Consider the following 24,588-nt stretch of genomic DNA (forward strand, 5'->3'; position numbering starts at 1 on the left):
TGTTTAAATTTTTCTTGAAATTACAAATTCTCCAAAATAAAATCAGTCATTTTCTGATACAGCTGCGGTCTTGTCTGTCCGCCGTAAATTCCGTGGTTTTTATCAGGATAAGCCATGAAATCAAACTGTTTTTTGTTTTGAATCAAAGCTTCCGAGAATTCCATGGAATTTTGGAAATGTACGTTATCATCGGCCGTTCCATGAATTAAAAGGAATTTCCCTTTCAATAAATTCGCATATTCAGTAGGAGAGTTTTTATCGTATCCATCAGGATTCTCCTGCGGTGTTCTCATAAATCTTTCTGTATAAACTGAGTCATAATATCTCCAGTTTGTAACCGGTGCAACAGCGATTCCCATTTTGAAAACATCAGCGCCTTTTGTCATTGCCAGACTCGTCATATATCCTCCGAAACTCCATCCGAACATTCCGATTCTTGATTTATCAATATATGATTGATTTCCAAACCATTTTGCAGCTGCAATCTGATCTTCAATTTCATATTTTCCTAAATTCATGTACGTAACTTTCTTGAATTTAGCACCTTTGTAACCCGTTCCACGTCCGTCAACACAAGCTACAATGTATCCTTTTTGAGCCAGCATTTCAAACCAGATTCCGTTTCCGTTATCCCAGGAGTTGGCAACTTGCTGAGAACCAGGACCGGAATATTGGAACATGAACAGTGGATATTTTTTGTTTTTATCAAAGTTTTTAGGCTTGATAATCCAGGCATTCATCTGATCTCCTGCTTCGTTTGGAATCGTGATGAATTCTTTTTCGGTGAAATTATCAGCTTTTAATTTTTGAAGCTGAGCATCATTATTTTGAAGTTCTTTTACCACTTTACCGTTTCCGTCTTTTAAAACATAAGTGTAAGGTTTTGTAGCTGTAGAAGATGTTTCAATGAAATAATTATAGTTTTTGCTGAAATTTGCAGAATTATTTCCTTCCGAGTTTGATATCAACTGAGATTTTCCGTTTTCAATATTTACTTTAGAAACCACTTTATTAATGCTTCCTTTTTCAGTAGTCTGAACGTAAATTTCTTTTGATTTTGGATTAAATCCATAATAATCAGTTACTTCCCAGTTTCCTTTGGTAACCTGTTTTTTCAGTTTTCCGTCTTTGTCATACCAGTATAAATGACGGTTTCCATCTCTTTCAGAACTCCAAAGGAAAGAATTATCCTCTAAAAACTCCAAAGTCGGACTGTCTGTATCGATCCATTTATCGTCTGTTTCGGTGAATAATTTCTGAACAGCTCCCGTTTTTGTATTTACTTTTAGAACATCAGAAGCATTTTGAATTCGGTCTGAAGTAATCAAAACAATTTCGTCTGCTTTTGCCGTCTGAATAACGTTTGGAATATAATAATGTTTAAAACCATCTAAATTCACTTTCGTTTTTTTGCCATCGCTCAACTGATAAATATGAGCCGAAGCCACAGAGTTTTTTTCTCCCGCTTTCGGATATTTGTAACGCATCTCACTTGGATAAAGCGTTTTTCCGTAGATCGGAATATAAATTTCCGGAACTTCCGTTTCGTCCAGTTTTACAAAAAGAATTGCATCGGAATTTTTCGTCCATTCGTACAATCTTGCGTGTCCGAATTCTTCTTCGTAAACCCAGTCTGCAAGACCATTCAAGATTTTATTTTTTACACCATGTTCCGTAACCTGCGTAATTTTTCCTGAATTTAAATCCTGATAAAAAATATTATTATCAACAATGAAAGCTACTTTTGTTGCATCGGGAGAAAATCTTGGCTCCTGAACAGGTTTTCCTTCATTTAAACTTACTGTTTTTCCGGATTTCAGATCTTTTACATCAAAAACTCCTAAAAAAGAATGTCTGTAAATTGGCTGACTTTGCTTTTGCAAAAGGATTTTCGATTCATCATCAGAAAACTCATAGCTTTCGAATTGTCCGTCCACAAGATTTCCTTCTTTTTGAGAAGTTTTGTAAGAGTATTTGGAAATTCCGCCCTGTTCTATAACTAAATAATTTTCACCGTTTTTCATGGAAGTAATTCCGGCAATGCCCTTTCCACGGTAATATCCTGAATATATTTTATCTAAAGTGATCTCCTGTGCAGCTAAACTTTGATATGTTGTAGCAATTGTAAGCGCTAGTAAGAATTTTTTCATTGCTAATTTTAAAATTTCAAATATAATAATTTATTAATGCATAAAAAAGCTTTTTGAAACGAAGCATTTGGCAAAAAAATTGAATGTTTATATAAATAATCAAATCAAATAATAATTATGGAAACGAATGCCTTTAACCAGAAACTAAACCGCTACATTCTAGATAATCAGATTATTTATACAGGTTTTTCCAGCTTTAAAGATGCTGAAGAATGCGCCTCTAAAAAAGGAGGTGAACTTGTGGAAGTAGCTTTCAAAGATGGAAATGACAATCCCGATATTACTAATGAAGCTGGTTTGCTAGAAAAAAAACTGCATTTTTATGTAGACGCAGGTGATGAATATAAATTTATCCATTCATCAGACCCGGGTTTCAGAAAATATGCTGATGAATTGCAAAAAATTAAAGCAAAGCTGCAGCAATCACAACTTGATGAAAGATATCTGGCCAATTTTGAAATAGAAAATGCGGAGGACCCAATTGTGGTAATTAAAAATGATCATTTTGAATCGGTAACTTCAAGAGAACGTTCAAAATATTTGAAGCATGCTAAAGTTTATGAAATAGGAGTATCCTTACCAAAATCTTAAAAATTTTTATGATGACTAAGACAAAATATTCAGAAAAAGCGCAAGACAAAGTAGGAAAAGTAATGCACGAATTCAAAGAAGGGAAGTTGAAATCTTCCTCCGGGGAGAAAGTGACAAGCAGAAAACAGGCCGTAGCCATCGGTATTTCTGAAGCAAGAGAGAAAGGTTTGAAAGTACCTAAACAAAAAAAGAAAAAAGATTAATTTTTGGAAAATAAAAAGCGCTTCAGTTGAGGCGCTTTTATCTTATTTTTTTTCCTGTTCAACAGGTCTTGTCTGTGCGTTGTAAATTTCGAAGTTGAATACAAAACATCTGTTCTGAAGAGAATATCCATTATAGTTATAATGAGGGTCTCTTGCAAATGCCACTTTCGAAGGTACAATAATCACCCCCTGTAAGTTGTAAGGATCACCGTCTGGTTTATTATCATAGCCAGTGAAATATTTCAATCCTTCCTGAAGACCTTCTATCTCATAATAGCTTCTCTTTTTTGCGACGTCCGAATTATTGGGGTTATTAAGCACAGAATTTCTAACATAATAGAACATTGGGTCTGTAAGAGGAGATCCTAATCCGTCAATCGTATTCAAAAGAGATCCTGTGTATGCAGAACCGAAAGCAACGTTTCCGTCAGTATCAGTAGCAAGATAATAATTGGCCCTTATCATGGTTCTGATCTGCGTTTTTCCATCATCGGTAATGGGCTTTCCGGGATTTGGTTGCGCTCCGTCTCTTTTAATATAGATCACTCCAGATGGAAGCTTTACCGGATTAAGCTGGGATAACTTCTTATAATTGTCATCAGCTGTATCTGTAGTGCTAAATGCTTTTATATTTCCTTGTGTGTCTAGGTAGTTTTCATCCATAAATTTCTGAATTGCCTGCTCATCATAAGAATTCCTTGTTGCAATATCTTCAGGCTCTGTAAACGCAGCCACATCATCACCATCCTTTTTACATGCCGTGAAACAAAGAGATCCAGCAAGGATATATAAAAATATTTTTTTCATTTTTTCAAAAAAGTTTAATTACTTTACAAATAATATAACGACAAAAGTATAAAAAATTATGAGAATAGATAAATTTTTATGGAGTATTCGTTTTTACAAGACCAGAAGCGTTGCTGCTGAGGAGATTAAGAAAAACAGAGTGTTCATAGGAGAGTCTACCGTAAAATCATCAAAAGAGGTAAAGGAGGGGGATGTTATTAAAATCAGAAAAAATCAGATCGACTATAAAATTAAGGTTATCCAGATTCCTAAAAGCAGGATCGGTGCAAAGCTGGTGCCGCTTCACATCAAAGATGTTACCGACAAAGAACAATATGAATTATTGAAAATGCGCAAAATGTCCCAGGATTATTACAGGATCAAAGGAGAAGGAAGGCCAACCAAAAAAGATCGACGTGATATGGATGAATATGTAGAAAATGATATTACATCAGATTTTACAAACTGGGATGACTTTTTTGGAGAAACCGGTGATGATTCTGAAGAAAACAAGGATTAGTTATTTTAAAGATTCCCGCAGAGTTCAGATTATATAGATGTTTGCTTAATCCATGAAACCTATGGGGCATTATTCATTACATGTACAATCTCTCTATGATCTCATTTACAATTTCTTCTGGCTCGCGGTTGTCAGTATTTACACTGAACTGAGCTTTATTATAAAACTGATTTCTCTCAAAAAGATGTTTAGCAATGAATTCCGGGAGGTTTTCTTCGGAAATATTTGCTATTAAAGGTCTTTTTTCCTTTTGTTTTGAAAGTCTTTCCGATAAAGTTCCCACAGAAGCCCGCAGGAGAACACTCTTTGAATTATGGTTGATAATTTCCATATTATTATAGTAAACGGGAGTTCCTCCGCCCAGGCTGAGGACTAGGTTTTCTTCTGTGGCCAGGATTTCTTCCAATGTCTCTCTTTCCTGCTTTCTAAAGTAGATTTCGCCCTTTTTCTCGAAGATTTCGGGAATAGTTAATTTATTTCTTCGGGAAATCTCTTTATCGAGGTCAACTAGTTTAAAATTGAGTTTTTCGCTTAATATTTTGGAAATGTGAGATTTGCCGCTTCCCATGTATCCGACCAGTGAAATTATCATGATTTTTTTTAAACAAATTTGCAAAAAAGTTTTGAGATAATGAAAAAAGTCCTATCTTTGCACCACTTAAAACGAGGGACATTACTTAAATGAAAACTTGGTAATAAAGTAGCCGACTCGGTAGCTCAGCTGGTAGAGCAATACACTTTTAATGTATGGGTCCTGGGTTCGAATCCCAGCCGAGTCACGAGCAATAAATTACTAGATTTTTGTAATTTAATTGCCTGCGTGGTGAAATTGGTAGACACGCCATCTTGAGGGGGTGGTTTCCTAAGGATGTGCTGGTTCGAGTCCAGTCGCAGGCACACTGCAGAAAATTGAAATAATTAATACGACAGATAAAATTTAATTTTATATTTATCGTTATTAATTGTAGCCGACCTGGTAGCTCAGCTGGTAGAGCAATACACTTTTAATGTATGGGTCCTGGGTTCGAATCCCAGCCAGGTCACAAGTTTACTGAAAAGTAAATTTTTTTCATATTAATATTTTGTGATTTGGTGTTTCAAAGGCTTCGTAAGAAGCCTTTGATTTTATATATATTCATATTCATTTCATATTCTTGTTTCTTAAATCAATTTTGGCTTTTTATAAATACAACTATAGATCCTTCGACTGCTTCGCGCTCGGGATGATACTGCAGAAAATATACCTTTTGAGATATGTGTAGTAATAAAATATAGTATTAGCGGTATCATCCCGAGCGCGAAGCAGTCGAAGGATCTCAGATCTCTGCATTAAATAAATACTTTAAATTAAAAAACAAAAAGCGCTACTCAAAAGCAACGCCATATATTATATTAACTGTAGATAGAATATTTTCAAAGATAAGCCTCAGTTTCACCCTATCTTAACCTTAGTCCAAATGCATATTATCAATCAATCTCACTCCATCCACTACTACTACGATAAAGGCTCTGAAATTTCTGTCTTTATAGAAAAAATCCGTTTCTTTTAAAGTATCTTCATCCGCAATTAAAAAATACTCCAACTGCATGCCTTTTTGATTGTCAAAAATATCATTAACCCTTTTTTTGATTTCAGGAATTGTAATAATGCGAAACCAGTCATTGACCTTTTTTAAAGTTTCATAAATAACTTTGGATGCTTCTCTACGATCTTCATGAAGCCTTTGATTTCTTGAGCTTAAAGCTAACCCGTTTTCTGCCCTGAAAATAGGAACTCCCTTTATTTTTACCGGAAGTTTTTTCTTTTCAACCATTTTTTTGATGATGGCTAGTTGCTGAAAGTCTTTTTCTCCAAAATAAGCATTATCCGGCTTTACCTGATTAAAAAGCTCCTCCACCACCGTTCCTACACCGTCAAAATGTCCCGGGCGTGATTTGCCTTCCATTTCATCTTCCAGCCCATCAAAATCATAATGCCGGCTTTCAGTTTTTTCAGGATAAATATCGGTTATCTTAGGGATGTAGACGGCATCCACTAAACCAGAATTTTCAAGGATCAGAATATCTCGGTTAATGTCTCTCGGGTATTTTTCAAGGTCCTCAGGATTGTTAAATTGAGTAGGATTAACAAAAATTGATGATACAACCAGATCATTTTCTTCTCTTGCCTTTTCGTACAATGATAAATGTCCTTTATGAAGGGCTCCCATTGTAGGAGCAAAACCGATTTTTTTGCCTATTTCCTTCTGTCTTTCAATGAAATCCTGAAGAACTTTTTTACTTTTTAAAACTTCCATAGTTTATTTTAATAGTATTTCAAAAATACTAAAAATATCATATAATTATTATAGAATAAGGACTACTTTTAATAATTTAGAAAGGGAATTATCGTAAAAAAATGTTAATTAAAATAATGTTGGATGTTTTTTTGTAATTTTGCGCATCAAAGCATTTTTATAAAAATTAGATAGAAGTTTATGCCGAATCAAAAAATACTGTACATTACTACGGAAATGTATCCATATCAGGAAGACACAAATATGGCTACAGTGGTAAATAAAATGGCGCTTAAAATGCACAATGAAGGCAATGATGTAAGAGTTTTTATGCCAAGATTTGGACAAATAAGTGAAAGGAAGTTCCAGCTTCATGAGGTGATTCGCCTTTCCGGGATGAATATTATTATTAATGATCTGGATCAGCCTCTAATTATTAAAGTAGCGTCTCTTCCGGGGGAAAGGCTTCAGGTCTACTTTATTGATAATGAAGAATATTTCAAAAGAAAACAATATTATTTCGATGATGAAGGAAATCCTTTCGATGATAATGATGAAAGAGCGATCTTCTTCGCAAGAGGTGTAATTGAAACTATCAAAAAACTCAATTGGGTTCCGGATGTAATTCATCTGAATGGATGGATGTCTTCCTTCGTTCCTATTTATTTGAAAACGTATTACGAATCTGATACATATTTTAAAGACGCTAAAATTGTCCTTTCTTTATACAATGAAAAGGATGCGCTGCTTGCTCAGAATATTGATGAAAAACTTAAATTTGATAATATTTCAGGGTTAAAAGCGTTAGATAATCCAAGTGTTAAAACTTTTGTAATCGAAAGCATGAACTACGTAGATATGGTGGTAAAGGGTGATGAATTTCTTGATGAAGACTTAGATAAAGCCTTCAATGAAACAACAACTCCGAAATCAGAATATCTTGATGTAGATTCTATAAATCAACTTTATTAAAAAACACATTTTAATGATCTATACTATTAAAAAAGCGATCACCGTTATGTCTCTGGTGGTTTTTGGAAGTGTATTGCTTTATAATTGCGAACCGGATGTAGATTCTTTGGGAGAGCAATTGTTCTTAGACGGAGCTGCACAGGGTAATGAAAAATCTTTTGAAGTAGTTGCCTTTAATATTAATAATAACGACAGTATCAGAAGCGATGCTTCCAAGCTTGGATCCGCAGTGCTTGGAGCTTTTGATGAGTCTCAGTTTGGGAGACAGAAAGCTTCTTATCTTACGCAGCTGAGATTATCTACCTATGATCCTGATTTTGGGACAAATGCCGTGGTAGACTCTGTGGTTTTGGTAATGAAACCTACTTATGCGAGCGATTCTATTACAACTACAACAGACGAAAATTTTGTTTATGCAGGAGTAGACGGAAATGTGGATGCAAAAAAAGTAGTCAATACATATCCTGTTTTAAAATATGGAAAAGCGAAAAGAACATTCAATATCAGAGTTCATGAGGTAAATGATTTCTTAAAAGGATCTTCAGACAGTGTGAAGTCTAACCAGGTGTTTGCTTATGGTACTGATTTAGGTTCGAAAGAATTTAAAGGAAAAATCAGCACTGTAGCTATTACAAAAGATTCTGACGGAAGTGCTTTGTTTACAACAACAACTCCGGGTATTAGAATTCAGCTGGATAAAACATTCTTCCAGAATAAAATTATAGCTAAAAAAGATCAGCCCGAGCTTCAGGATGCCTCAAACTTTATTAGATACTTTAAAGGACTTAGAATTTCTGTGGATGAAAATGACGGGTATTTATTCCAGTTTTCTCCAAACGATATGGAGCTGATCATGTACTATAAATATGATAAAGTTGATGGAAGTACTACAACAAGGCCGCAAACGACATATTCATTTGCTTTAGGTTCTACCAATACGCATATTGGGCAATATGAGTACAACAGAATGGGATCTGCATTAGGAAGCACTTCGATTGGAAATGATGTTGCCGGGGATCCAAAATTATATTTGCAGGGTATGGGGGGGCCTTCCATTGGGGTAAAAATTCCTCAATCTACAATAGATCAGCTTAAGCAGGAATATAATAATAAAAAAGCTGCAATTATCAGTGCAAAAATCAGAATTTACACAGATAAGGATTCTTGGGATAATACCTATTCAAAACCTACGGCATTTACTTTCTTTCAAAAGTATAAAGACCCTAAAAAACCTAATAGTCTTACAGGTCAACCTTCAACAGTTACAAACTTTACTGCAGATTGGTTAAATTTATCCTCACTTCCAGGATTTACATTCTACAAAGCATACGATTTAGACAAAAACCCTTCATACTATGAATTTGTAGTTACAAAATCAATAAAAGACTTTATAGAATCTACGGATGCTGATACAATTGAATATAATAAAACCAGATATTTTAGAATTGACATGGGAACATTCCTAAGCAATACTGATGGTACGCTGGCGGGATATAAATTCACTTCCAGAGCTTATAATACAAACAGAGCAGTATTTGTAGGATCAGACCTAGCTAATGCAAACAGGGTACAGCTGAAAATAATTTATGGTACAAAATAAATAAAACACTTAATAATATATGTGCGGAATAGTTGGATATACAGGTTTTCAAGACGCTTACGATATTGTAATTAATGGTCTTAGAAGATTAGAATACAGAGGGTATGATAGTGCTGGAATTGTTTTGGAAGACACAAACAATAAGTTTGAGGTTGAAAAAACAAAAGGAAAAGTAGATGATCTTGTGAATATCTCTGGAAAGTTGAAGGGAGTTGCTAAAATCGGGATGGGACACACCCGTTGGGCAACTCATGGGATTCCGAGTGACAGGAATTCTCACCCGCATTTATCAAACAATAATAAAATTGCCCTAGTTCATAATGGTATCATTGAAAATTATGATACCATTAAGAAAATGCTTACAGGCAAAGGATTTACATTTAAATCTGAAACGGATACAGAAGTTCTGGTAAATCTAATCCAATATTTTATGGATTTGAATCCAGAGACGGATTTCCCGACATCAGTAAGATTTGCCCTGAATGAGGTATATGGAGCTTATGCCATTACGGTAATGCATGAAGATTATCCGGGTGTATTGGTTGTGGGAAGATTAGGTTCTCCCTTGGCTATCGGAATTGGTGATAAAGAATATTTTATAGCTTCAGATGCATCTCCTTTCGTAGAATTTACAAAAGAAGCTATTTATCTTGAAGAAGGCCATATGGCTACTATTTCATTGGAAAATGGAGTAGACATCAGAACAATTAATAATAATTCCAAGATTGAGCCTGAGATTCAGGAGCTTAAGTTGAGCTTGGAACAGATCGAAAAAGGAGGCTACGAGCATTTCATGCTAAAAGAAATTTTCGAACAGCCAAAATCCGTTCACGATACCATGAGAGGAAGATTGCTTGTAGATGAAGGAGTGATCAAAATGGCAGGGATATGGGATCATATCGAGAGATTCAAAAATGCGAACAGAATCATTATCATTGCCTGCGGAACTTCTTGGCATGCAGGTCTTATCGGGGAATATCTTATCGAAGAATATGCAAGAATTCCTGTAGAAGTAGAATATGCATCAGAATTCAGATACAGAAATCCTATTATTACGGATAAAGATGTGGTGATTGCCATTTCCCAGTCTGGAGAAACGGCTGATACAATGGCAGCATTAAAGCTGGCTAAAGAAAAAGGAGCGTTTATCTATGGTATTTGTAACGTGGTTGATTCTTCCATTGCAAGAATCACAGATGCAGGATCATATACTCACGCAGGTCCTGAAATTGGGGTAGCTTCTACAAAAGCTTTCACTGCACAGCTTACTATTCTTACTTTGATTGCTTTCAAATTAGGTAAGCACAATGGTAATCTAGGAAATGCAGACTTCATGAGCCTTATCGCGGAATTAGATGCTATTCCTAAAAAAATTGAAGATGTATTAAGCTCTACACACGAATTAGTGCAGAATATTGCAAAAGATTTCGTGACTGCTACCAACTTCCTTTATTTAGGAAGGGGATACAATTATCCGGCAGCTCTGGAAGGTGCATTAAAATTGAAGGAAATCTCATATATTCATGCTGAAGGATACCCGGCTGCAGAAATGAAGCATGGCCCGATTGCATTAATTGACGAAAATATGCCGATCGTAATTATTGCTCCTAAAAAAGGACATTATGATAAGATTGTAAGCAACGTTCAGGAAATTAAAGCCAGAAAGGGGAAAATTATTGCTGTTGTAAATAAAGGAGATACTCAGGTAAGTGCGATGGCAGACTATGTGATCGAGATTCCTGAAACGGCAGAATGTTTCTCGCCAATCGTTGCATCAGTGCCTTTACAGCTTTTGGCATATTATATTGCTGTGTACAGAGGAGCTAATGTAGACCAACCAAGAAACCTTGCAAAGTCGGTAACTGTAGAATAAAAATTTGTTGTAAATAAAATAAATTTAGATTTCTTCCGTTATTTCAAAAAAAATCTTAAAAGTTTCTTAAAAAAATTATATATTTACGGCTTAATTATAAAAATTAACATGAAAAGGATATTTCTTTTATTATTGTCTGCGTCGGTAGCATCGGTATCTTGTTCAGGTGGGGGATCTTCTTCAGTAGGAAAACCCGGAACAAAAGGAGAATTGATACCAAGAGAAAAAACAAAATCGTTTGTAGCGGAGAGACCATACGGAATGGTTGCAATTCCTGCAGGATCATTTGTTGCTGGTCTTGCTGATCAGGATCCTACAAATACTCCTGAAAAAGCAAACCTTAAAACTGTTACTGTTTCTTCTTTCTTCATGGATGAAGCGGAAACTACTAATGCAGAATACAGAGTATTCATTAATTATGTAAGAGACTCTATTGCCAGAACTCTTCTAGCTGAAGCTGCCGGAGAAGGTGGTGAAGGAAAAGGTAAAGGTACAAGCATCGGAGATTACGCTTATCTAGCTCAAAAAGAAGAAAATTTGACACCATATCAAGAATATTTAGAGGGACAAGGAGGAGGAGGAGAAGGAACCTATGATCCAACTAAAAGATTAGATTGGAAAGTTCCTTTGAACTGGAATACTTCCAAATATCCTGATGTAGAATACGCTGAGGTTTTAGAATCTATGTATTTGCCAGCTTCTTCCAGAATTGGTAATGAGAGAATCCTTGATGTTAGTAAGCTTAAATATACTTACAGATGGGGAGATATGGATGTTGCTTTAGCTGAAAAAGAAAGAGGTGTAAACTACCTTAGAAGCGAAAGCATTGCCATCTATCCTGATACAACTGTTTGGGTAAAAGATTTCCATTTTGCATACAACGAGCCATTGTTTGAGCAGTATTTCTGGCACAAGGCTTACAAAGATTATCCTGTTGTAGGGGTGACTTGGGATCAGGCGAGAGCTTATTGTAACTTCAGATCAAAATTAAAATCTGATTACAACGAAAGCTTAAAAAGAAGAAAACAAAGACCAATGAAGTTCAGACTTCCTACGGAAATCGAATGGGAATATGCTGCAAGAGGTGGAATGGAAAATGCTACTTATCCTTGGGGTGGCCCATATCTAATGGATGACCGAGGTTGCTACCTTGCCAACTTCAAACCTAAGAGAGGTAACTACATGGAAGACGATAAGAAAGGAACTTATACATATACAGCTCCAGTAAAGAAGTTTAAGAAAAATGGATTTGGATTATTTGATATGGCAGGAAACGTTTCTGAATGGACAGAGTCTGGATATAACAACTCTACTTACGGATTTGCATCTACACTAAACCCAACTATTAAGGATAAAACTGATACCAGAAAATCTGTAAGAGGCGGTTCTTGGAAAGACGTTGGCTATATGCTAATGACAGGTGCTAGAGATTGGGAAAGAAAAGATTCAGCAAGAAGCTATATCGGATTTAGAACTGTACAGGATATCCCTGAAGCTGCTGTTAAGCCAAGAAGAGTTAACAGATAATTCAATCAAACTATTATTTTTTCAATAACAATTTTATTTTAACATTAAAAAACTAACTTATATGTTTAAGACTAAAGATGCTTGGATGAATTTCTTTTATTCATTCGGTGCTGCAATTGTAATTCTTGGAGCTTGGCTTAAAATTACTCACATTAATATCGGGCCTATTACAGGTAACGTAGCTCTTACCGTGGGACTTATCACAGAAGCGATCATCTTCATCATCTTCGCTTTTGACCCTCCAAAAACTGAAGAGTCTTATGCCTGGGAAAATGTTTATCCGGAACTATTAGATAAACATGCAAACCCAAACCCATTACATTCTAATGTATCTTCTAAAAATATCGATCATTTTGCTGAACTAGAAAATTCTCTTTCAGGAAAATTAGATAAAATGCTTCAGGATGCTAAACTTGATGTTCAGTTATTTGAAAGACTAAGAACAGGAATTGATAAATTCTCTAGCTCAGTTGATCAAATTAATCAAACTGTCGACGTTTCTGCTTCTACTCATAAATATAATGAGCAGCTAAACAGAGCTGCACAGCACATGGAAAGCATGAATGCTTTATATTCAATGCAGTTAGAAAACGGACAAAGACAGTCTGATTTTGCTAAGAAGTATGTTGAAGATATGCAAAAATCTGTTGAACACTCAGAAAAATTCAATCAAGAATTACAAGGTTTAACATCAAACTTAAACAACCTAAACAGAGTTTATGGTAGTATGTTGACTGCTATGAAGTCTTAATTCCCTAACCATTTCTAATTTAACAACTTAATCAAAAAACAAAGAAAAGAGAATGGCACAAGGAAAACAGACACCTCGTCAGAAGATGATCAACTTGATGTATTTGGTGTTCATTGCTATGATGGCCCTAAATATTGATGCGGAAATCATTAGATCATATTATGACTCTACAGTTGCTTTAAAAGAGACTCGATTATTAACTGAAAGAAAAAATGAAGATATTTTCGAGAAAACTCTTGAAGCTAAGGCACAGCAGGTACCGGATACGTACTCTCAGCCTTGGGCTCAATACAAGCAGTTAAAAGAAAAGATTAACGATCTGGTAGCACACGCCGATCAGATCAAAGCTAAATTAAAGAAAGAATCTGAATTTGTAGATAAAAATCCCAAAACAGGAAAACTTGTTGATGTAAGCGAGAATTTCTCGGCGCTTAACAATAATGAAGCTACTACAAAATATTTCTTTAAAGATGGAGATGAAAACTCTGCATCAAAAGGAGCTACAGATTTGAAAACTAAAATTGATGATGTAAGAAACTTTATTAATACTACTTTCGGGAGCAATCCTCAATTGAAAGATTTAGTTGATAGAGCAAACAAATCATTAATTGCTGAATATGCAAAAGGACAATCTCCAAATAATAAGACTTGGTTACAGAATAAATTCTACCATCAGCCTTTAATAGCTGCATTGTCTAATCTTGAAATTATTCAGAATGACGCGAGAAATGTACAGTCTGATGCACTAGCATTATTGTTACAAGAGAAAGTTGACGCAAGTATCAAATTCTCAAGCTACGAAGCAATTGTATCTGCTCCTGTAGACGTTGTTGCTGGTAAACCTGCTGAAGCTGTGATAATGTTAGGAAACTATTCTACAAGTAATAAGATTAATATTTCTGGTGTAAGCAGACAAGAAAATGGTAAAGGTTATGCAACACTTAATACAAGCGGAATAGGTGAACATACATTGAGTGGAAATATTACATTGACAGATGCTTCTGGTAAGGCCCAAAGCTTCCCATTCACGCATACTTATAATGTAATTGCAGGCCCTCAGGAAGTAAAGCTTCAAAAAGGATTATTACTTTCTGCTGATAAGATGAATGTAATGTATAGAGGTCTTGATAACCCGGTTTCAGGTTCTATTTTAGGGGCTGATAACTCTAAACTTTCATTATCTGCTCCTGGAGCAGCAGTGAAGAGTACAGGTCCTGGTAAGTGGAATATTAAGCCAGGTGCAGGAACAACCCTTAAGATTACTCTATCTGGAACTGACCCTTATGGTAAGTCTTTATCTCAGGTGTTTGAATACAGAATCAAGAATGTACCGCCGCCACAAGGACAAATCAGAGGTAAAAATATTTTACCAATGCCGGCTTCATCTGTTGAGAACCAGTCATTATCAGCTGTGATTCCTGACTTTGATTTTCCGGTATCTTTCCAAGTTACTTCTTTCATGGTAAGAGTACCTGGTAGAGCGGCATTACAAATTCAAGGAAATTCCCTGAGTGCAGCGGCTGGAATGTTCAGAAACCTAAGGCCTGGAGATGGGGTGTACATATTTGATATTAAAGCTACCGCTACTGGTTTAGGAGATCAGAGGATTGGAAATATTTCACCTGTTTTAATTAATATCCAATAAAACTAATTAGAATATTATGAAAAAATATATTAGCAGTTTTTTAGTGTTGGTTTCGGGATTCATATTTTCCCAAACTATCCTGAATGCTTCTTCTCCGGAGGAATTCAGAAAAATGAGAGCTGAAAACAAAATGAAAGTAGGGGATACTATTATCGATAAAAAAGTAAAGCCTTTGGAATACGGATTTGTTGATGAAAAAGATATCCTTAAGAGTATGTTCGTTTGGGAGGTTATTGATATGAATGACAAGATCAACCAACCTTTCTATTATAACAATCCTGACGGTTTATTGTCTTCGGAGACTAAATCTCTATACAAGCTTTTATTAGATGGAGCTTTAAGCGGTGAGATCAAAGAAGTTTATGACGATGAGAATTTTGTTACAAGACTTACTCCTCAGCAGATTAAGGATAGATTAGTAAGTGTACGTGTTGATGATGAAGCAGTAAATATCCTGAATAGCGGGCGTCAATTGACTGAGCAGGAGAAAAAAGAGCTTACCGACGTTTACGAAACGACTACAGATAAAGTAAGAGTTCTTAAAGTATTCGGTATGTGGTTCATCGACAAGAGAGACGGAGCTATGAAGTACAGACCTTTAGGTATTGCAGCAATGGGCCCAGATCCACAGATGATCGGTAGAGTAGGTCCTGATGGGCAGCCGATTGAAGGAGCTAGTGATTTGATCGACTTATTCTGGGTATATTATCCGAATGCAAGAGATATTTTGGCTAACAACTTCGTATACAACAGAAAGAATACCTCTGCAGATCTATCTTTCGACGATTTAATCAATGCAAGAAGATTCTCTTCTGTAATCTTCAAATCTTCAACAGGATTAGGAGATGGAGTTATCAAAGACTACATCCCAAGAGATGCTGATGAACAACTTGAAGAAAGTGACAGAATCAAAGGTGAGATCCTTCAAATGGAAAATGATATGTGGAATTACTAAATTTCACTTGATAGTTATAGAAAACCTGAGTATTTTTACTCAGGTTTTTTTATTATGGAAAATGTAGATTATATGATCGTAGGAGATGGATATGCGGCACTGTTTTTCGCACATCAGCTTATTAAAAATAATAAATCTTTTGTCATTTTTTCTGAAGGCAGGAAAAGCGCCTCTCAGGTTTCTGCGGGAATCATTAATCCTGTTGTGCTGAAAAAATTTACTACTTTCTGGCAAGCTCAGGAGCAGATAGATTTTCTAAAATCTTCAGTACAGGAAATAGAATCCTATACTGGGAAAAATTATTTAATTGAAGCCCCAATTCATAGGATTTTTCATGATGAGAACGAGCAAAAGCTTTGGTTAAAAAAAAGTGATAATGATGAATTAACCCATTTTTTAGACAAAAATTTTGTTCATTTAAATGTAGTAAAAAACGATTTTAATTCAGGAAAGGTAAATCAGTCAGCCAGACTAGATGTTAATGGATTTTTTAATGGGTTATTCGATTTTTTAATTAATAAAGGACTGCTTATTAACGAAAAATTCGATTATGCCGAAATAAGTACTGCAGATTCCACGTATAAAAATTTTATCTTCAAATATATTGTATTTTGTGAAGGTATGGGTGTAAAAGAGAATCCCTATTTCTCTTATATTCCTGTAAATGCAAATAAAGGACATCATATTAAAGTAAAACTTTCTAAAACATTGCCGGCAAATATTACAATTAAAAAGAAGCATTTTCTTTTTCCAACTAATGAAGGTTTGTATTTCTATGGTGGAACTTATGACAGAGAACAGATTCACAGCCATATTGATGATTCTGCTGTAGAGCAACTGGTCAATGGGCTGTCAGAGTTTTATTCTTATGATTTTGATGTGAAAGAAGTAGATTTTGGATTCAGGCCTACAGTAAAAGACAGACGACCCATCATTGGAAGGCACCCGGAAGTTTGCAATCTGTACGTTTTTAATGGTCTGGGAGCAAGGGGAATTCTTAATGGATGTTTTTTTTCTAAAAGCTTATACGATTTTATAGAAAAGGGGATTCCTTTGCGTGAGGAAGTTTCTCTGGAGAGGTTTAAATAAAGGAAAGCAGACTGTAAAAAATTTTTAAGAGTGTCTCTTGTCAGAAAAAATTACAAACTCATCGGATTTAAAATATGGAGTTGTTAAACAATAGTCTTTTCTTTTTAAAAGAAGTATGATTTAAGCACTGAAACATTACTTTAACCTTTTTTTGGAAAATTTTTTTATTCCTTAAAAAGAGGAACCAAATATTAATACAAAAAGGGATGAGTCTTTACATTAAATATTTGCTTTCCTACTTCTACTTCCAAGCTTAGACAGTTCTGCAAAAGCCATATTAAGCTTGCTTTTAAGCTCATTGATTTCGTACATTGTTTCAATAATTATTTTTTGAGAAATTTTAAAATAATTAATAAAGGTAGTGGTGAATATAACTAAAAAGTTTCTGCATTTGCAGAAACTTAATAGGGCAATAAAACAAAAACACAACAAAAAGAATGAGTTTATTAACTTTGATAATGAATCTATTGCCAGGAGTAAACAAAATTGACAGTGTAATGAAAGTTCTAACTTTCTTTTTAAAAATAGGAAGCAAATAAACTATGATTTGCTTTCCTATTTCCACTTACTTAATACTATGAAGATATATGAATGATTTGGTTTCTGATAAAAACAGGCTGCAAACATGCTTTTTATGTTCAGTGTTTGCAGTCCTGTAAACACACTTTACTTATTATGAGATTTATTTTAATTAATTTTTAAAAGAATAGGAAGGAAGTGTTTAGGATGCACATTTTAACTTCCTATCCTATTCATGCACTATATAAAAAACTTATGAGAAACTTCTAATTTATAATAGGTGCAAATAGCCAATATTAGATTGGGATGAACTTCTACAATTGGCTATTTTGCTAATCCTATTCCACGTATATACTGTATGAACGCTGTTCTTTTAAAGGCATTTACATCCAATAAGGCTTGCTAATACTATATTATTGGGCAATAATTCCAGATTTTCAAACTGCATTGTCTATTTGGGAACTATTTCGTATTCAGGAAAAATTATAGATAATTTTCAGAATGGCTAATCATTTCGAGCCAGTCAAAATATCTTAAAAACCAATAATCTTATGAATGTTGAAACTATATTAACTGTGTTTTTTTATTGTTTTTTTAACCTTAAGCGGAATGTAAATGCCGATTTTTAAAGTGTTTTTTCCATTTCGTTACGGTATTTCTGCTGAGCTTGAAATGATTAGCCAGCTGAGTATTATTCAAATTATTTTTTAGCTGATAATCAAGAATTTCAATGATCGTACTCTCATCGTAAGATCTGTGCTTCTGATTAAACGTCTGGGTTTCTTTATCTTTAATCCCGAAAATGATTAGATTAAGCCTTATTACATCCAGAATTGAAATGACTTCCTTATTAAGGATAGGGCTGCATTCTTCCTTTTTTCCAGGGCACTTAATATTGATGATATCGTTATAAATAAGTCTGTAGTTTGGTTGTTTGCGTTGCATAACAATGAATTTATAGTTAATGATTTGATGTTATATATTCTTTATGTAGCCTTTTATCATGATTGTTGTATTTTACAATCCATCTGTGAAGTGTTGTTTTTGGGATACAATATTTTTCTACAACCTGACCGATATTTTTTTCTCCGGAGATGATGAGCCCTGTAATAAAATCTATAACTTCTTTTGTATAAATATTTTTTCTAAATTGCGGTAGGTTGCTGGACTTCTCTTTATTACTGCTGTAAGCATTGCTTTGAGGCGAGAATAATATTAAGTGCTGAGAATAAACTCTGAAAAAATCATACTCTAATAATTTACTCCACTTTAATAAAATATCAGTATCCAGACTTTTTGATTCAAACATTTTTTCAATTTCATCTTCTGAGCAATTAAAAAAATTACATACTCTAGAGATTTCCATTTCGGACTCTTCAAATCTTAGCTTTATTAAAGCTCCTGCATTTATGTTTTTAAAAGATTTCATAACAATTTTTTTTAGAGTTAGAATAAACTTTCGCGAAATTGTTTAAGCAAATCTAATGGGTGTGAAACTGAGATCGAAATTTTTTGGTGTTAATTGGTGTTAATGTATTGGTCTTTTCGCGCAATTAAGTGTTAATTGTTGGAGTGTTATATTTTTGAAAATCAATTGTTTAATTTTTAATATGTGTTAATTTTAAATACTTTTAAAATTTATCTAAAAAAAGTAAAGATTAAAGGATGTAATTTTTTTAATCATGTTTAACTTGTTTTTTTAATCTGTTTTTAATTGATTTGTTAAGCACTTTTTTTGAATAAAAAATCATTTATCCATCACTTCATCTTCTCTTAATTTAGAAAAATAAGACCTTATTTTTAATCTTTTCCTTCAAAACTGCCTGATTGAATCTTCCTAAAAATAAAGTAATATTAGTAATGATATTTATTTTTTTAATTTGATTGTTTGTTTATTGTTGATTATTTTGAACAGATATGAAAATTTGTTTAATGTTAAACGGTGATCTTTCTTTCGATGCTTTTTTTTTCTAAATTGGAATATGATTCGCGCATTAATTTTTCTGCTGATTTCATTATTTCTGCTTAATTCTTGTCATTCCGAAAATGACAATGAATATTTCCGTGATATTGATAAAGAAGTAACGGCCGTGAATCAGGATATGACCAAAGTTTCAGCCATTTATAAAAAAGAACTTAAAAAATATCATACAACCGGCAATATTAAATACCTTTTAAGCAGTAAGTATGTTGAATCTTCATTGTATAAAGAAAACGAACCTAAAAAAATATCTGTTATTTATGAGCTTTTAAGGATAAATGATGATCAGAATGATTTTATTACTGTGGCATGTAACTTTTTTCTTGCCCTGGAAATAGAAGATAGCTCACCAAAACTCTCTCTCCAGTTTCTGAATGAAGCTATAAAACTTGATGAAAAAAAAGAAAACCATTATTATCTTCCTCATCTGTATCATGCAAAGGGAAGGTGGTATTTTGAGCATCAAAACTATTCTCAAGCGCAGATTTATTTTAAAAAATCAGTGAGTGTTTTCAAAAAAGCGGATAAATTATATGTAGCTTCCATGTATAATAATTTTGGGATGTGCAAAGCCAAAATGAAAGATTATGACGGAAGTATTAAAATGGTCCAATATGGGATTAATCTTCTCCGCAGTAAAAAAAAGCTCAATGAATACGAAGATTTTTTTCTTCATGTAATGATCGGAAATCTTGGATGGTATTATTTCCAAAAGAAAGATTATGATAAAGCGGAAAAATATTTTGCTGAACAGATTGATTTCCAGATTAAAACAAAAAAGTTCCAATATAATATTGTTCGTAATTCTGATGAGCTTTTTAAGCTGTACCTCATCACAAACCAGCCTGATAAAGAGAGATACCTTGCTGATTTGATCATTAAAATTGTACCCAATCTTACGGATACGAAGAATAAAATACTGGCTTACAGGCTTCTGCAGAAGTATTTTGCAAAGACTAACAATATTAAAGAGCTTAAAAAATATTCCGATGAACTTGTAAAACTGAATATCAAATACAATATAGAAATCACCAAAGAGCTTGATAATGTCTCTGATGTACTGAATGGTTACATCATCAAAAACATTAATCAAAAATATGATTTTGCAATAAAAGACCAAAAAAGGAAAGGAGTATTTCTTATGATTTTCGTTCTCATAATAATTATTATTTTCTTTAATATTATTATTAAAATAAGGGAAAAAAATACACAGGAAAAGGAAAATCTAGAGCAGATGAATTTACTCCTTGAAAGCAATAGAGAGATTCTGGAGAAGGATATATTACTGCAGAGAGGCAAAATAAAAAATCTTCATATGAATCTCAATCTGAAGATAGAAACAGAAAAAGCCTTTCTCGAAAATCTTAAAAAAATAAAAAAATCTAAAAATATTGATGCAGAAGAAACCGTAAAAGATCTCTTTTTTAAAATCAATAATCTTCTGCAGATTGACGAAAAAAATACAGTGAACGAAAGTTCAGCGGAGAATAAAGAATTTATGGAAAAGCTTTCGGGGATTTTTCCTTTTCTTTCCGAGCAGGATCTCAAGCTTTGTGCTTATTTCAGACTGAATTTGTCGTCAAAAGAAATTTCACTTTTAGAAAACATTACACCTGGAAGCGTAAGGGTTTATAAAACTAAAATAAAAGCTAAGCTTGGTCTTGGTAAAGAAGAAGATCTTGTCGTTTTTCTTAATACAATAAAATAAAATGAATTATAAAAGACATATTTTTTCCACCAGAGTAAGTTGGGATACGGTTTCAAGAGTTATTATTCTAGGCCCGGTGTGTTTGTTATTCATCTTTTTCTCTTGCAATAAAAATAAAGATGACAGCATTTATTTTGTGAAAATAGATAAAGAGCTTTCTAATGCTAAAACTCCAGATCAGATTAAAAAAATTAATCAGAGAGAATTACAGAAATATAAAAAATCTAACGATCAAAAGTTTCTTATAAGCAGTAAGTATGCAGAAACTTTCCTGTATCAGGATGATGACCTTAAAAATATTGCTATTATATATGAACTATTAAAGCTAAATGACGGCCACTATAAGTATGTTACAGTGGCTGGAAATTATTTTCTCGGGCTTAAAATAGAAAACTCTTCCCCGAAACTCGCCATAGATTTTTTTGACGATGCTATAAAAATTGAAGAAAAAACAAAAACGGATTATTTTTTACCTCATGTCTATCATGCAAAGGGTAGTGTTTATCATGAAAGAGGAAGTTTTTCTAATGCTTATAATAAGAATTTTAAGGATTCTAAAAAAGATTTTGACTCAGCAAGAAAATATTTTATTAAAGCACTAAATACATTTAAAAAAACGGATACTCTGCACATTGCATCTATGTATAATAACTTGGGAATGTGTGATGAAGGAACACAAGATTACGAACGAGGAATCAGCAATATTCAATATGCCATTAATTTTCTTGGGCAACAAAAAAGGCTTAATGATGAAGAATTGCATTTTCTTTATGTGATGAAAGGAAACTTAGGGGTCTTGTATTTTGATAAGAAAAATTACCCGCTGGCAGAAAAATATTTTATTGAGAAATTTAATTTTGATGTGCAGTCAAAGGATCGTACCGGGAGAATTGTCGGAAGTCTTCGGGATCTTCTGGACGTGTATAAGATTACCAATGCTAAGGAAAAAGAGAATGAAATTATGAATTTTCTGCTTCTTATAAAAGAAGATGTAAAGGGAATAAAAACAAAAATAATTGTCAATAGGATACTGCAAAAATATTATTCCGAGAAAAATGATCTTGAGAAAATGAAATTATATTCCAGCCGACTGAATGCGCTCGATCAGGATTATAATAAAGAAATCAGCACAAAGATTGATTATATTTCCGATGTCCTAAACGGATATATTATTAAGAACATTAATGAAAAATATAATTTTAAAGTAAAAGACGAAAAAAGGAAAAATATATTTTTATCTATTATAACATTGCTTGTAGCATCGGCTTTTGTGAATATTATTTTTAAAATTAAAAAAAGAAACCTCAGAGAAAAAATAAAGCTTCAATATCAGAATGCCATTCTTGAAAACAGTAGGACAAATCTTGAGCATGATATTGAACAGCAAAAGGATAAGATCAAAGATCTTCACATGAACCTCAATCTGAAAATAGAAGCCGAAAAAGCTTTTCTTGAAAATCTAAAAAAAGTTAAAAAAAACAATAATGCCAATTCTCATGAAACGATAAAGGATCTTCTTTTTAAAGTGAGCAGCCTGTTGTTTATAGATGATAAAAATTATAAACCCACAAATGAAATTACAACAGAAAATGAGCAGTTTATAGAATATTTATCAGAAAAATATCCATCTTTATCAGAAAGTGAGCTCAAGCTTTGTATTTACTTCAGGATGAGTCTTAATTCTAAAGAGATTTCCCTTCTGGAAAATATCACTCCTGGAAGCGTAAGGGTATACAAGACTAAAATAAAAACAAAAATAGGTCTTGAAAAAGATCAGGATCTGAATTCGTTTTTAAATACAATAAAATAGATGGCTCATTCTGCCCGTAATAATGCAGAATTTCTTATCTTCATGTAAGAATAAGTAGTATGAACGAAAACCTGTTAGGCATCATTGCCGGAATCCTTACTTCAATTTCCATGATACCACAGGTGGTAAAAGTGATCAAGGAAAAAGATGCTGAGAATCTTTCTTTGGTTATGCTTTTTGTACTTATCACGGGTTTGTCGTTGTGGATTTGGTACGGTTTTCTGAAAGATGAATTACCGATTATTTTATCCAATGCTATTGCTGTTCTTGTCAATATTACGCTCCTGATCTGTTTTTTTATTTTTAAAAAGTCTTAAGAAGATTCTTCCTTTCGCTTTTTTACGTGTAATAAATAAAAAAGCGCTTTCACAAAAAGTAAAAGCGCTTGCATTTATGTTGATGTGTTTCTTAAAAAACCGGAACATATTGACTTATACATGGACCTATTAGAATAATCATAAATAATTAGGTGAAGTAGGTCAGTAATTTTTCATAGTCTTTTGTTTTGGTGTTTGATTCTCTTTAATAAGAAGCCATTTTGGTGTTTGGTGAAGAAGTTTTTTCTTTATGATGAAAAAGTACCATATTGTAATCTTTTTTGAGGAAAGTAATATCTCCTCTAATATTAGAATACTGGTATTCTGCATCCCCGGCGGTATATTCCGGCATTTCTTCGTTTTTTTTCAGTTCATATGTTTTTCCGTTCAGTCGTATTATTGTTGTATTTTGAGTTTTGTTTATAGTTACTTCCAATTGGTCTCCATACTCATCTGTATAGATATTTTTTGTGATTTTATCAGTATTGTTATGCTCTATTGCTATGTTCTGCAATGCAATTTCTTCTTTCCCCTGATGCTTACACGCTGTTAAACAGGCCAATATGACAGTGAAAATGCTGAGGTGGAATAATTTTTTCATAGTGATAAGTGATTTTAAAGTGTTTCATGAATTTTTATATTAATATTTTATAAAAGTACAAATATTTTTAATTATGTTATGTTAATTTTGGATAAATTAAACAAAAATCTCTATAATTTTAAAAAAGTAATCGGCTATATGCTCCGAAAAATCATGAAAATAGTTTGAGTTATATTTTATTTTTGATGCAGTAATGAGATATTTCAAATTTTTTAGGAATAAATTGCCCAATATCGACCTGTTCAATTTTAAACCTTCCTTTATATTTTTTCATCTTTTAAATTTTCGGCAAAAGTACTGAAAATTCTTTTTTATAAAAATAGCTAATAGTGAATGTGTTAAAATTATAAATTTAAAGGAATAGCAAAATTTATATTATATTGTTATTCTGCTTTTTTTTAAGGAAAAAATTAGTTTAATTTATGAGAAAAGAGAGTAATTATTCCCTTACTATATTGACATGTTTTTAGATTCTTACGGAGCCATTATCTAATCTATTCAAAATACTATAGAAGATGAATCTTATTTTAAGGAAACACATTTTAGAATATCTATTTTGGAAACTATTCTTAACATCACCATTTTTTATATTTGCAAAGCAATTAAGCTGAATGGTTATGTCAACCTTAATTATTACTTGAACACATACAGGGTAAGTAATGTTAAAAAAATGACCAAGGAAAATGATCTGAATAAAATCACATTAATGTATAT

Annotated in this window: 21 protein-coding genes and 3 tRNA genes; 17 read left to right on the plus strand and 7 right to left on the minus strand. The window is 33.2% G+C overall.

The window, feature by feature from the left end:
• Positions 1-20: 20 nt before the first annotated feature.
• Positions 21-2,150: a S9 family peptidase gene (locus BW926_RS10615; RefSeq protein WP_076446954.1), complete on the minus strand. Its 2,130-nt coding sequence runs from the start codon at positions 2,148-2,150 to the stop codon at positions 21-23.
• Between the two features lie 117 nt (positions 2,151-2,267).
• Between BW926_RS10615 and BW926_RS10620 the strand changes: the two genes are divergently transcribed.
• Positions 2,268-2,741, plus strand: a complete 474-nt coding sequence (locus tag BW926_RS10620) for a hypothetical protein (protein ID WP_076446956.1) — start codon at positions 2,268-2,270, stop codon at positions 2,739-2,741.
• An 8-nt stretch (positions 2,742-2,749) separates the two neighbouring features.
• On the plus strand, positions 2,750-2,944 hold the full coding sequence (locus BW926_RS10625; RefSeq protein ID WP_228403437.1) for a DUF6496 domain-containing protein: 195 nt from the start codon (positions 2,750-2,752) through the stop codon (positions 2,942-2,944).
• A gap of 42 nt (positions 2,945-2,986) precedes the next feature.
• Here BW926_RS10625 and BW926_RS10630 read toward each other — a convergent pair whose 3' ends face one another.
• Positions 2,987-3,751 carry a hypothetical protein gene (locus BW926_RS10630; protein ID WP_076446960.1) on the minus strand — a complete coding sequence of 255 codons (765 nt, stop codon included), beginning with the start codon at positions 3,749-3,751 and terminating at the stop codon, positions 2,987-2,989.
• A 58-nt stretch (positions 3,752-3,809) separates the two neighbouring features.
• Between BW926_RS10630 and BW926_RS10635 the strand changes: the two genes are divergently transcribed.
• Positions 3,810-4,250 carry an RNA-binding S4 domain-containing protein gene (locus BW926_RS10635; RefSeq protein ID WP_076446962.1) on the plus strand — a complete coding sequence of 147 codons (441 nt, stop codon included), beginning with the start codon at positions 3,810-3,812 and terminating at the stop codon, positions 4,248-4,250.
• A gap of 76 nt (positions 4,251-4,326) precedes the next feature.
• Here BW926_RS10635 and BW926_RS10640 read toward each other — a convergent pair whose 3' ends face one another.
• Positions 4,327-4,842 carry a shikimate kinase gene (locus BW926_RS10640; RefSeq protein WP_076446964.1) on the minus strand — a complete coding sequence of 172 codons (516 nt, stop codon included), beginning with the start codon at positions 4,840-4,842 and terminating at the stop codon, positions 4,327-4,329.
• Between the two features lie 114 nt (positions 4,843-4,956).
• Here BW926_RS10640 and BW926_RS10645 point away from each other — a divergent pair.
• The 3 genes from BW926_RS10645 (at position 4,957) to BW926_RS10655 (ending at position 5,293) form a co-directional block, all read left to right on the plus strand.
• A tRNA-Lys gene (locus BW926_RS10645) sits at positions 4,957-5,029 on the plus strand.
• A gap of 35 nt (positions 5,030-5,064) precedes the next feature.
• Positions 5,065-5,147, plus strand: a tRNA-Leu gene (locus BW926_RS10650).
• A gap of 73 nt (positions 5,148-5,220) precedes the next feature.
• A tRNA-Lys gene (locus BW926_RS10655) sits at positions 5,221-5,293 on the plus strand.
• Between the two features lie 405 nt (positions 5,294-5,698).
• Here the strand turns inward: BW926_RS10655 and panC are convergent.
• Positions 5,699-6,547, minus strand: coding sequence for a pantoate--beta-alanine ligase (panC, locus tag BW926_RS10660; RefSeq protein ID WP_076446966.1), 849 nt, complete (start codon positions 6,545-6,547; stop codon positions 5,699-5,701).
• 180 nt (positions 6,548-6,727) lie between these two features.
• On the opposite strand from panC, the gene BW926_RS10665 reads away from it, so the two are divergent.
• The 8 genes from BW926_RS10665 to BW926_RS10700 all read left to right on the plus strand — a co-directional run bounded on the left by BW926_RS10665 (position 6,728) and on the right by BW926_RS10700 (position 16,938).
• Positions 6,728-7,498: a glycogen/starch synthase gene (locus BW926_RS10665; RefSeq protein WP_076446968.1), complete on the plus strand. Its 771-nt coding sequence runs from the start codon at positions 6,728-6,730 to the stop codon at positions 7,496-7,498.
• Between the two features lie 13 nt (positions 7,499-7,511).
• Positions 7,512-9,098 carry a DUF4270 family protein gene (locus BW926_RS10670; RefSeq protein WP_076446969.1) on the plus strand — a complete coding sequence of 529 codons (1,587 nt, stop codon included), beginning with the start codon at positions 7,512-7,514 and terminating at the stop codon, positions 9,096-9,098.
• 19 nt (positions 9,099-9,117) lie between these two features.
• A complete protein-coding gene (glmS, locus tag BW926_RS10675; RefSeq protein WP_076446971.1) occupies positions 9,118-10,971 on the plus strand; it encodes a glutamine--fructose-6-phosphate transaminase (isomerizing) in 1,854 nt (617 codons plus the stop codon).
• Between the two features lie 108 nt (positions 10,972-11,079).
• Positions 11,080-12,498 (plus strand): T9SS ring complex lipoprotein PorK/GldK, encoded by a 1,419-nt coding sequence (gene gldK, locus BW926_RS10680; RefSeq protein WP_076446972.1) that lies wholly within the window; start codon positions 11,080-11,082, stop codon positions 12,496-12,498.
• 61 nt (positions 12,499-12,559) lie between these two features.
• Positions 12,560-13,249, plus strand: a complete 690-nt coding sequence (gldL, locus tag BW926_RS10685; RefSeq protein ID WP_076446974.1) for a type IX secretion system motor protein PorL/GldL — start codon at positions 12,560-12,562, stop codon at positions 13,247-13,249.
• A 52-nt stretch (positions 13,250-13,301) separates the two neighbouring features.
• Entirely contained in the window at positions 13,302-14,894 is a 1,593-nt protein-coding gene (locus tag BW926_RS10690; protein WP_076446975.1) for a type IX secretion system motor protein PorM/GldM, read from the plus strand.
• 16 nt (positions 14,895-14,910) lie between these two features.
• Positions 14,911-15,849 (plus strand): type IX secretion system ring subunit PorN/GldN, encoded by a 939-nt coding sequence (gene gldN, locus BW926_RS10695; protein ID WP_076446977.1) that lies wholly within the window; start codon positions 14,911-14,913, stop codon positions 15,847-15,849.
• Positions 15,850-15,903: 54 nt separating this feature from the next.
• Positions 15,904-16,938: an NAD(P)/FAD-dependent oxidoreductase gene (locus tag BW926_RS10700; RefSeq protein WP_076446978.1), complete on the plus strand. Its 1,035-nt coding sequence runs from the start codon at positions 15,904-15,906 to the stop codon at positions 16,936-16,938.
• A 1,119-nt stretch (positions 16,939-18,057) separates the two neighbouring features.
• Here the strand turns inward: BW926_RS10700 and BW926_RS10705 are convergent.
• Together BW926_RS10705 and BW926_RS10710 are read right to left on the minus strand one after the other, a co-directional pair.
• Positions 18,058-18,402, minus strand: coding sequence for a transposase (locus BW926_RS10705; RefSeq protein ID WP_076446980.1), 345 nt, complete (start codon positions 18,400-18,402; stop codon positions 18,058-18,060).
• A gap of 16 nt (positions 18,403-18,418) precedes the next feature.
• Positions 18,419-18,886, minus strand: coding sequence for a transposase (locus BW926_RS10710; protein ID WP_076446982.1), 468 nt, complete (start codon positions 18,884-18,886; stop codon positions 18,419-18,421).
• Between the two features lie 553 nt (positions 18,887-19,439).
• Here BW926_RS10710 and BW926_RS10715 point away from each other — a divergent pair.
• Genes BW926_RS10715 through BW926_RS10725 form a run of 3 tightly spaced genes read left to right on the plus strand, consistent with a single transcriptional unit; the run spans position 19,440 to position 23,273 of the window.
• Positions 19,440-21,146, plus strand: coding sequence for a hypothetical protein (locus BW926_RS10715; protein WP_076446984.1), 1,707 nt, complete (start codon positions 19,440-19,442; stop codon positions 21,144-21,146).
• 1 nt (position 21,147) lies between these two features.
• Positions 21,148-22,956 carry a helix-turn-helix domain-containing protein gene (locus BW926_RS10720; RefSeq protein ID WP_083672306.1) on the plus strand — a complete coding sequence of 603 codons (1,809 nt, stop codon included), beginning with the start codon at positions 21,148-21,150 and terminating at the stop codon, positions 22,954-22,956.
• Positions 22,957-23,015: 59 nt separating this feature from the next.
• Positions 23,016-23,273 carry a SemiSWEET transporter gene (locus BW926_RS10725; RefSeq protein ID WP_076446985.1) on the plus strand — a complete coding sequence of 86 codons (258 nt, stop codon included), beginning with the start codon at positions 23,016-23,018 and terminating at the stop codon, positions 23,271-23,273.
• A gap of 205 nt (positions 23,274-23,478) precedes the next feature.
• On the opposite strand, the gene BW926_RS10730 is transcribed toward BW926_RS10725, so the two are convergent.
• Positions 23,479-23,874, minus strand: a complete 396-nt coding sequence (locus BW926_RS10730; protein WP_076446987.1) for a hypothetical protein — start codon at positions 23,872-23,874, stop codon at positions 23,479-23,481.
• Positions 23,875-24,588 lie beyond the last annotated feature (714 nt).

It is taken from the genome of Chryseobacterium sp. RU37D (genome assembly GCF_900156075.1).
GTDB lineage: Bacteria > Bacteroidota > Bacteroidia > Flavobacteriales > Weeksellaceae > Chryseobacterium.

Excerpts from the sequence above, each read along its gene's own strand:
- BW926_RS10615 (WP_076446954.1), bottom strand. The coding sequence starts at position 2,150 with ATGAAAAAATTCTTACTAGCGCTTACAATTGCTACAACATATCAAAGT.
- BW926_RS10620 (WP_076446956.1), top strand. The coding sequence starts at position 2,268 with ATGGAAACGAATGCCTTTAACCAGAAACTAAACCGCTACATTCTAGAT.
- BW926_RS10625 (WP_228403437.1), top strand. The coding sequence starts at position 2,750 with ATGATGACTAAGACAAAATATTCAGAAAAAGCGCAAGACAAAGTAGGA.
- BW926_RS10630 (WP_076446960.1), bottom strand. The coding sequence starts at position 3,751 with ATGAAAAAAATATTTTTATATATCCTTGCTGGATCTCTTTGTTTCACG.
- BW926_RS10635 (WP_076446962.1), top strand. The coding sequence starts at position 3,810 with ATGAGAATAGATAAATTTTTATGGAGTATTCGTTTTTACAAGACCAGA.
- BW926_RS10640 (WP_076446964.1), bottom strand. The coding sequence starts at position 4,842 with ATGATAATTTCACTGGTCGGATACATGGGAAGCGGCAAATCTCACATT.
- panC (WP_076446966.1), bottom strand. The coding sequence starts at position 6,547 with ATGGAAGTTTTAAAAAGTAAAAAAGTTCTTCAGGATTTCATTGAAAGA.
- BW926_RS10665 (WP_076446968.1), top strand. The coding sequence starts at position 6,728 with ATGCCGAATCAAAAAATACTGTACATTACTACGGAAATGTATCCATAT.
- BW926_RS10670 (WP_076446969.1), top strand. The coding sequence starts at position 7,512 with ATGATCTATACTATTAAAAAAGCGATCACCGTTATGTCTCTGGTGGTT.
- glmS (WP_076446971.1), top strand. The coding sequence starts at position 9,118 with ATGTGCGGAATAGTTGGATATACAGGTTTTCAAGACGCTTACGATATT.
- gldK (WP_076446972.1), top strand. The coding sequence starts at position 11,080 with ATGAAAAGGATATTTCTTTTATTATTGTCTGCGTCGGTAGCATCGGTA.
- gldL (WP_076446974.1), top strand. The coding sequence starts at position 12,560 with ATGTTTAAGACTAAAGATGCTTGGATGAATTTCTTTTATTCATTCGGT.
- BW926_RS10690 (WP_076446975.1), top strand. The coding sequence starts at position 13,302 with ATGGCACAAGGAAAACAGACACCTCGTCAGAAGATGATCAACTTGATG.
- gldN (WP_076446977.1), top strand. The coding sequence starts at position 14,911 with ATGAAAAAATATATTAGCAGTTTTTTAGTGTTGGTTTCGGGATTCATA.
- BW926_RS10700 (WP_076446978.1), top strand. The coding sequence starts at position 15,904 with ATGGAAAATGTAGATTATATGATCGTAGGAGATGGATATGCGGCACTG.
- BW926_RS10705 (WP_076446980.1), bottom strand. The coding sequence starts at position 18,402 with ATGCAACGCAAACAACCAAACTACAGACTTATTTATAACGATATCATC.
- BW926_RS10710 (WP_076446982.1), bottom strand. The coding sequence starts at position 18,886 with ATGAAATCTTTTAAAAACATAAATGCAGGAGCTTTAATAAAGCTAAGA.
- BW926_RS10715 (WP_076446984.1), top strand. The coding sequence starts at position 19,440 with ATGATTCGCGCATTAATTTTTCTGCTGATTTCATTATTTCTGCTTAAT.
- BW926_RS10720 (WP_083672306.1), top strand. The coding sequence starts at position 21,148 with ATGAATTATAAAAGACATATTTTTTCCACCAGAGTAAGTTGGGATACG.
- BW926_RS10725 (WP_076446985.1), top strand. The coding sequence starts at position 23,016 with ATGAACGAAAACCTGTTAGGCATCATTGCCGGAATCCTTACTTCAATT.
- BW926_RS10730 (WP_076446987.1), bottom strand. The coding sequence starts at position 23,874 with ATGAAAAAATTATTCCACCTCAGCATTTTCACTGTCATATTGGCCTGT.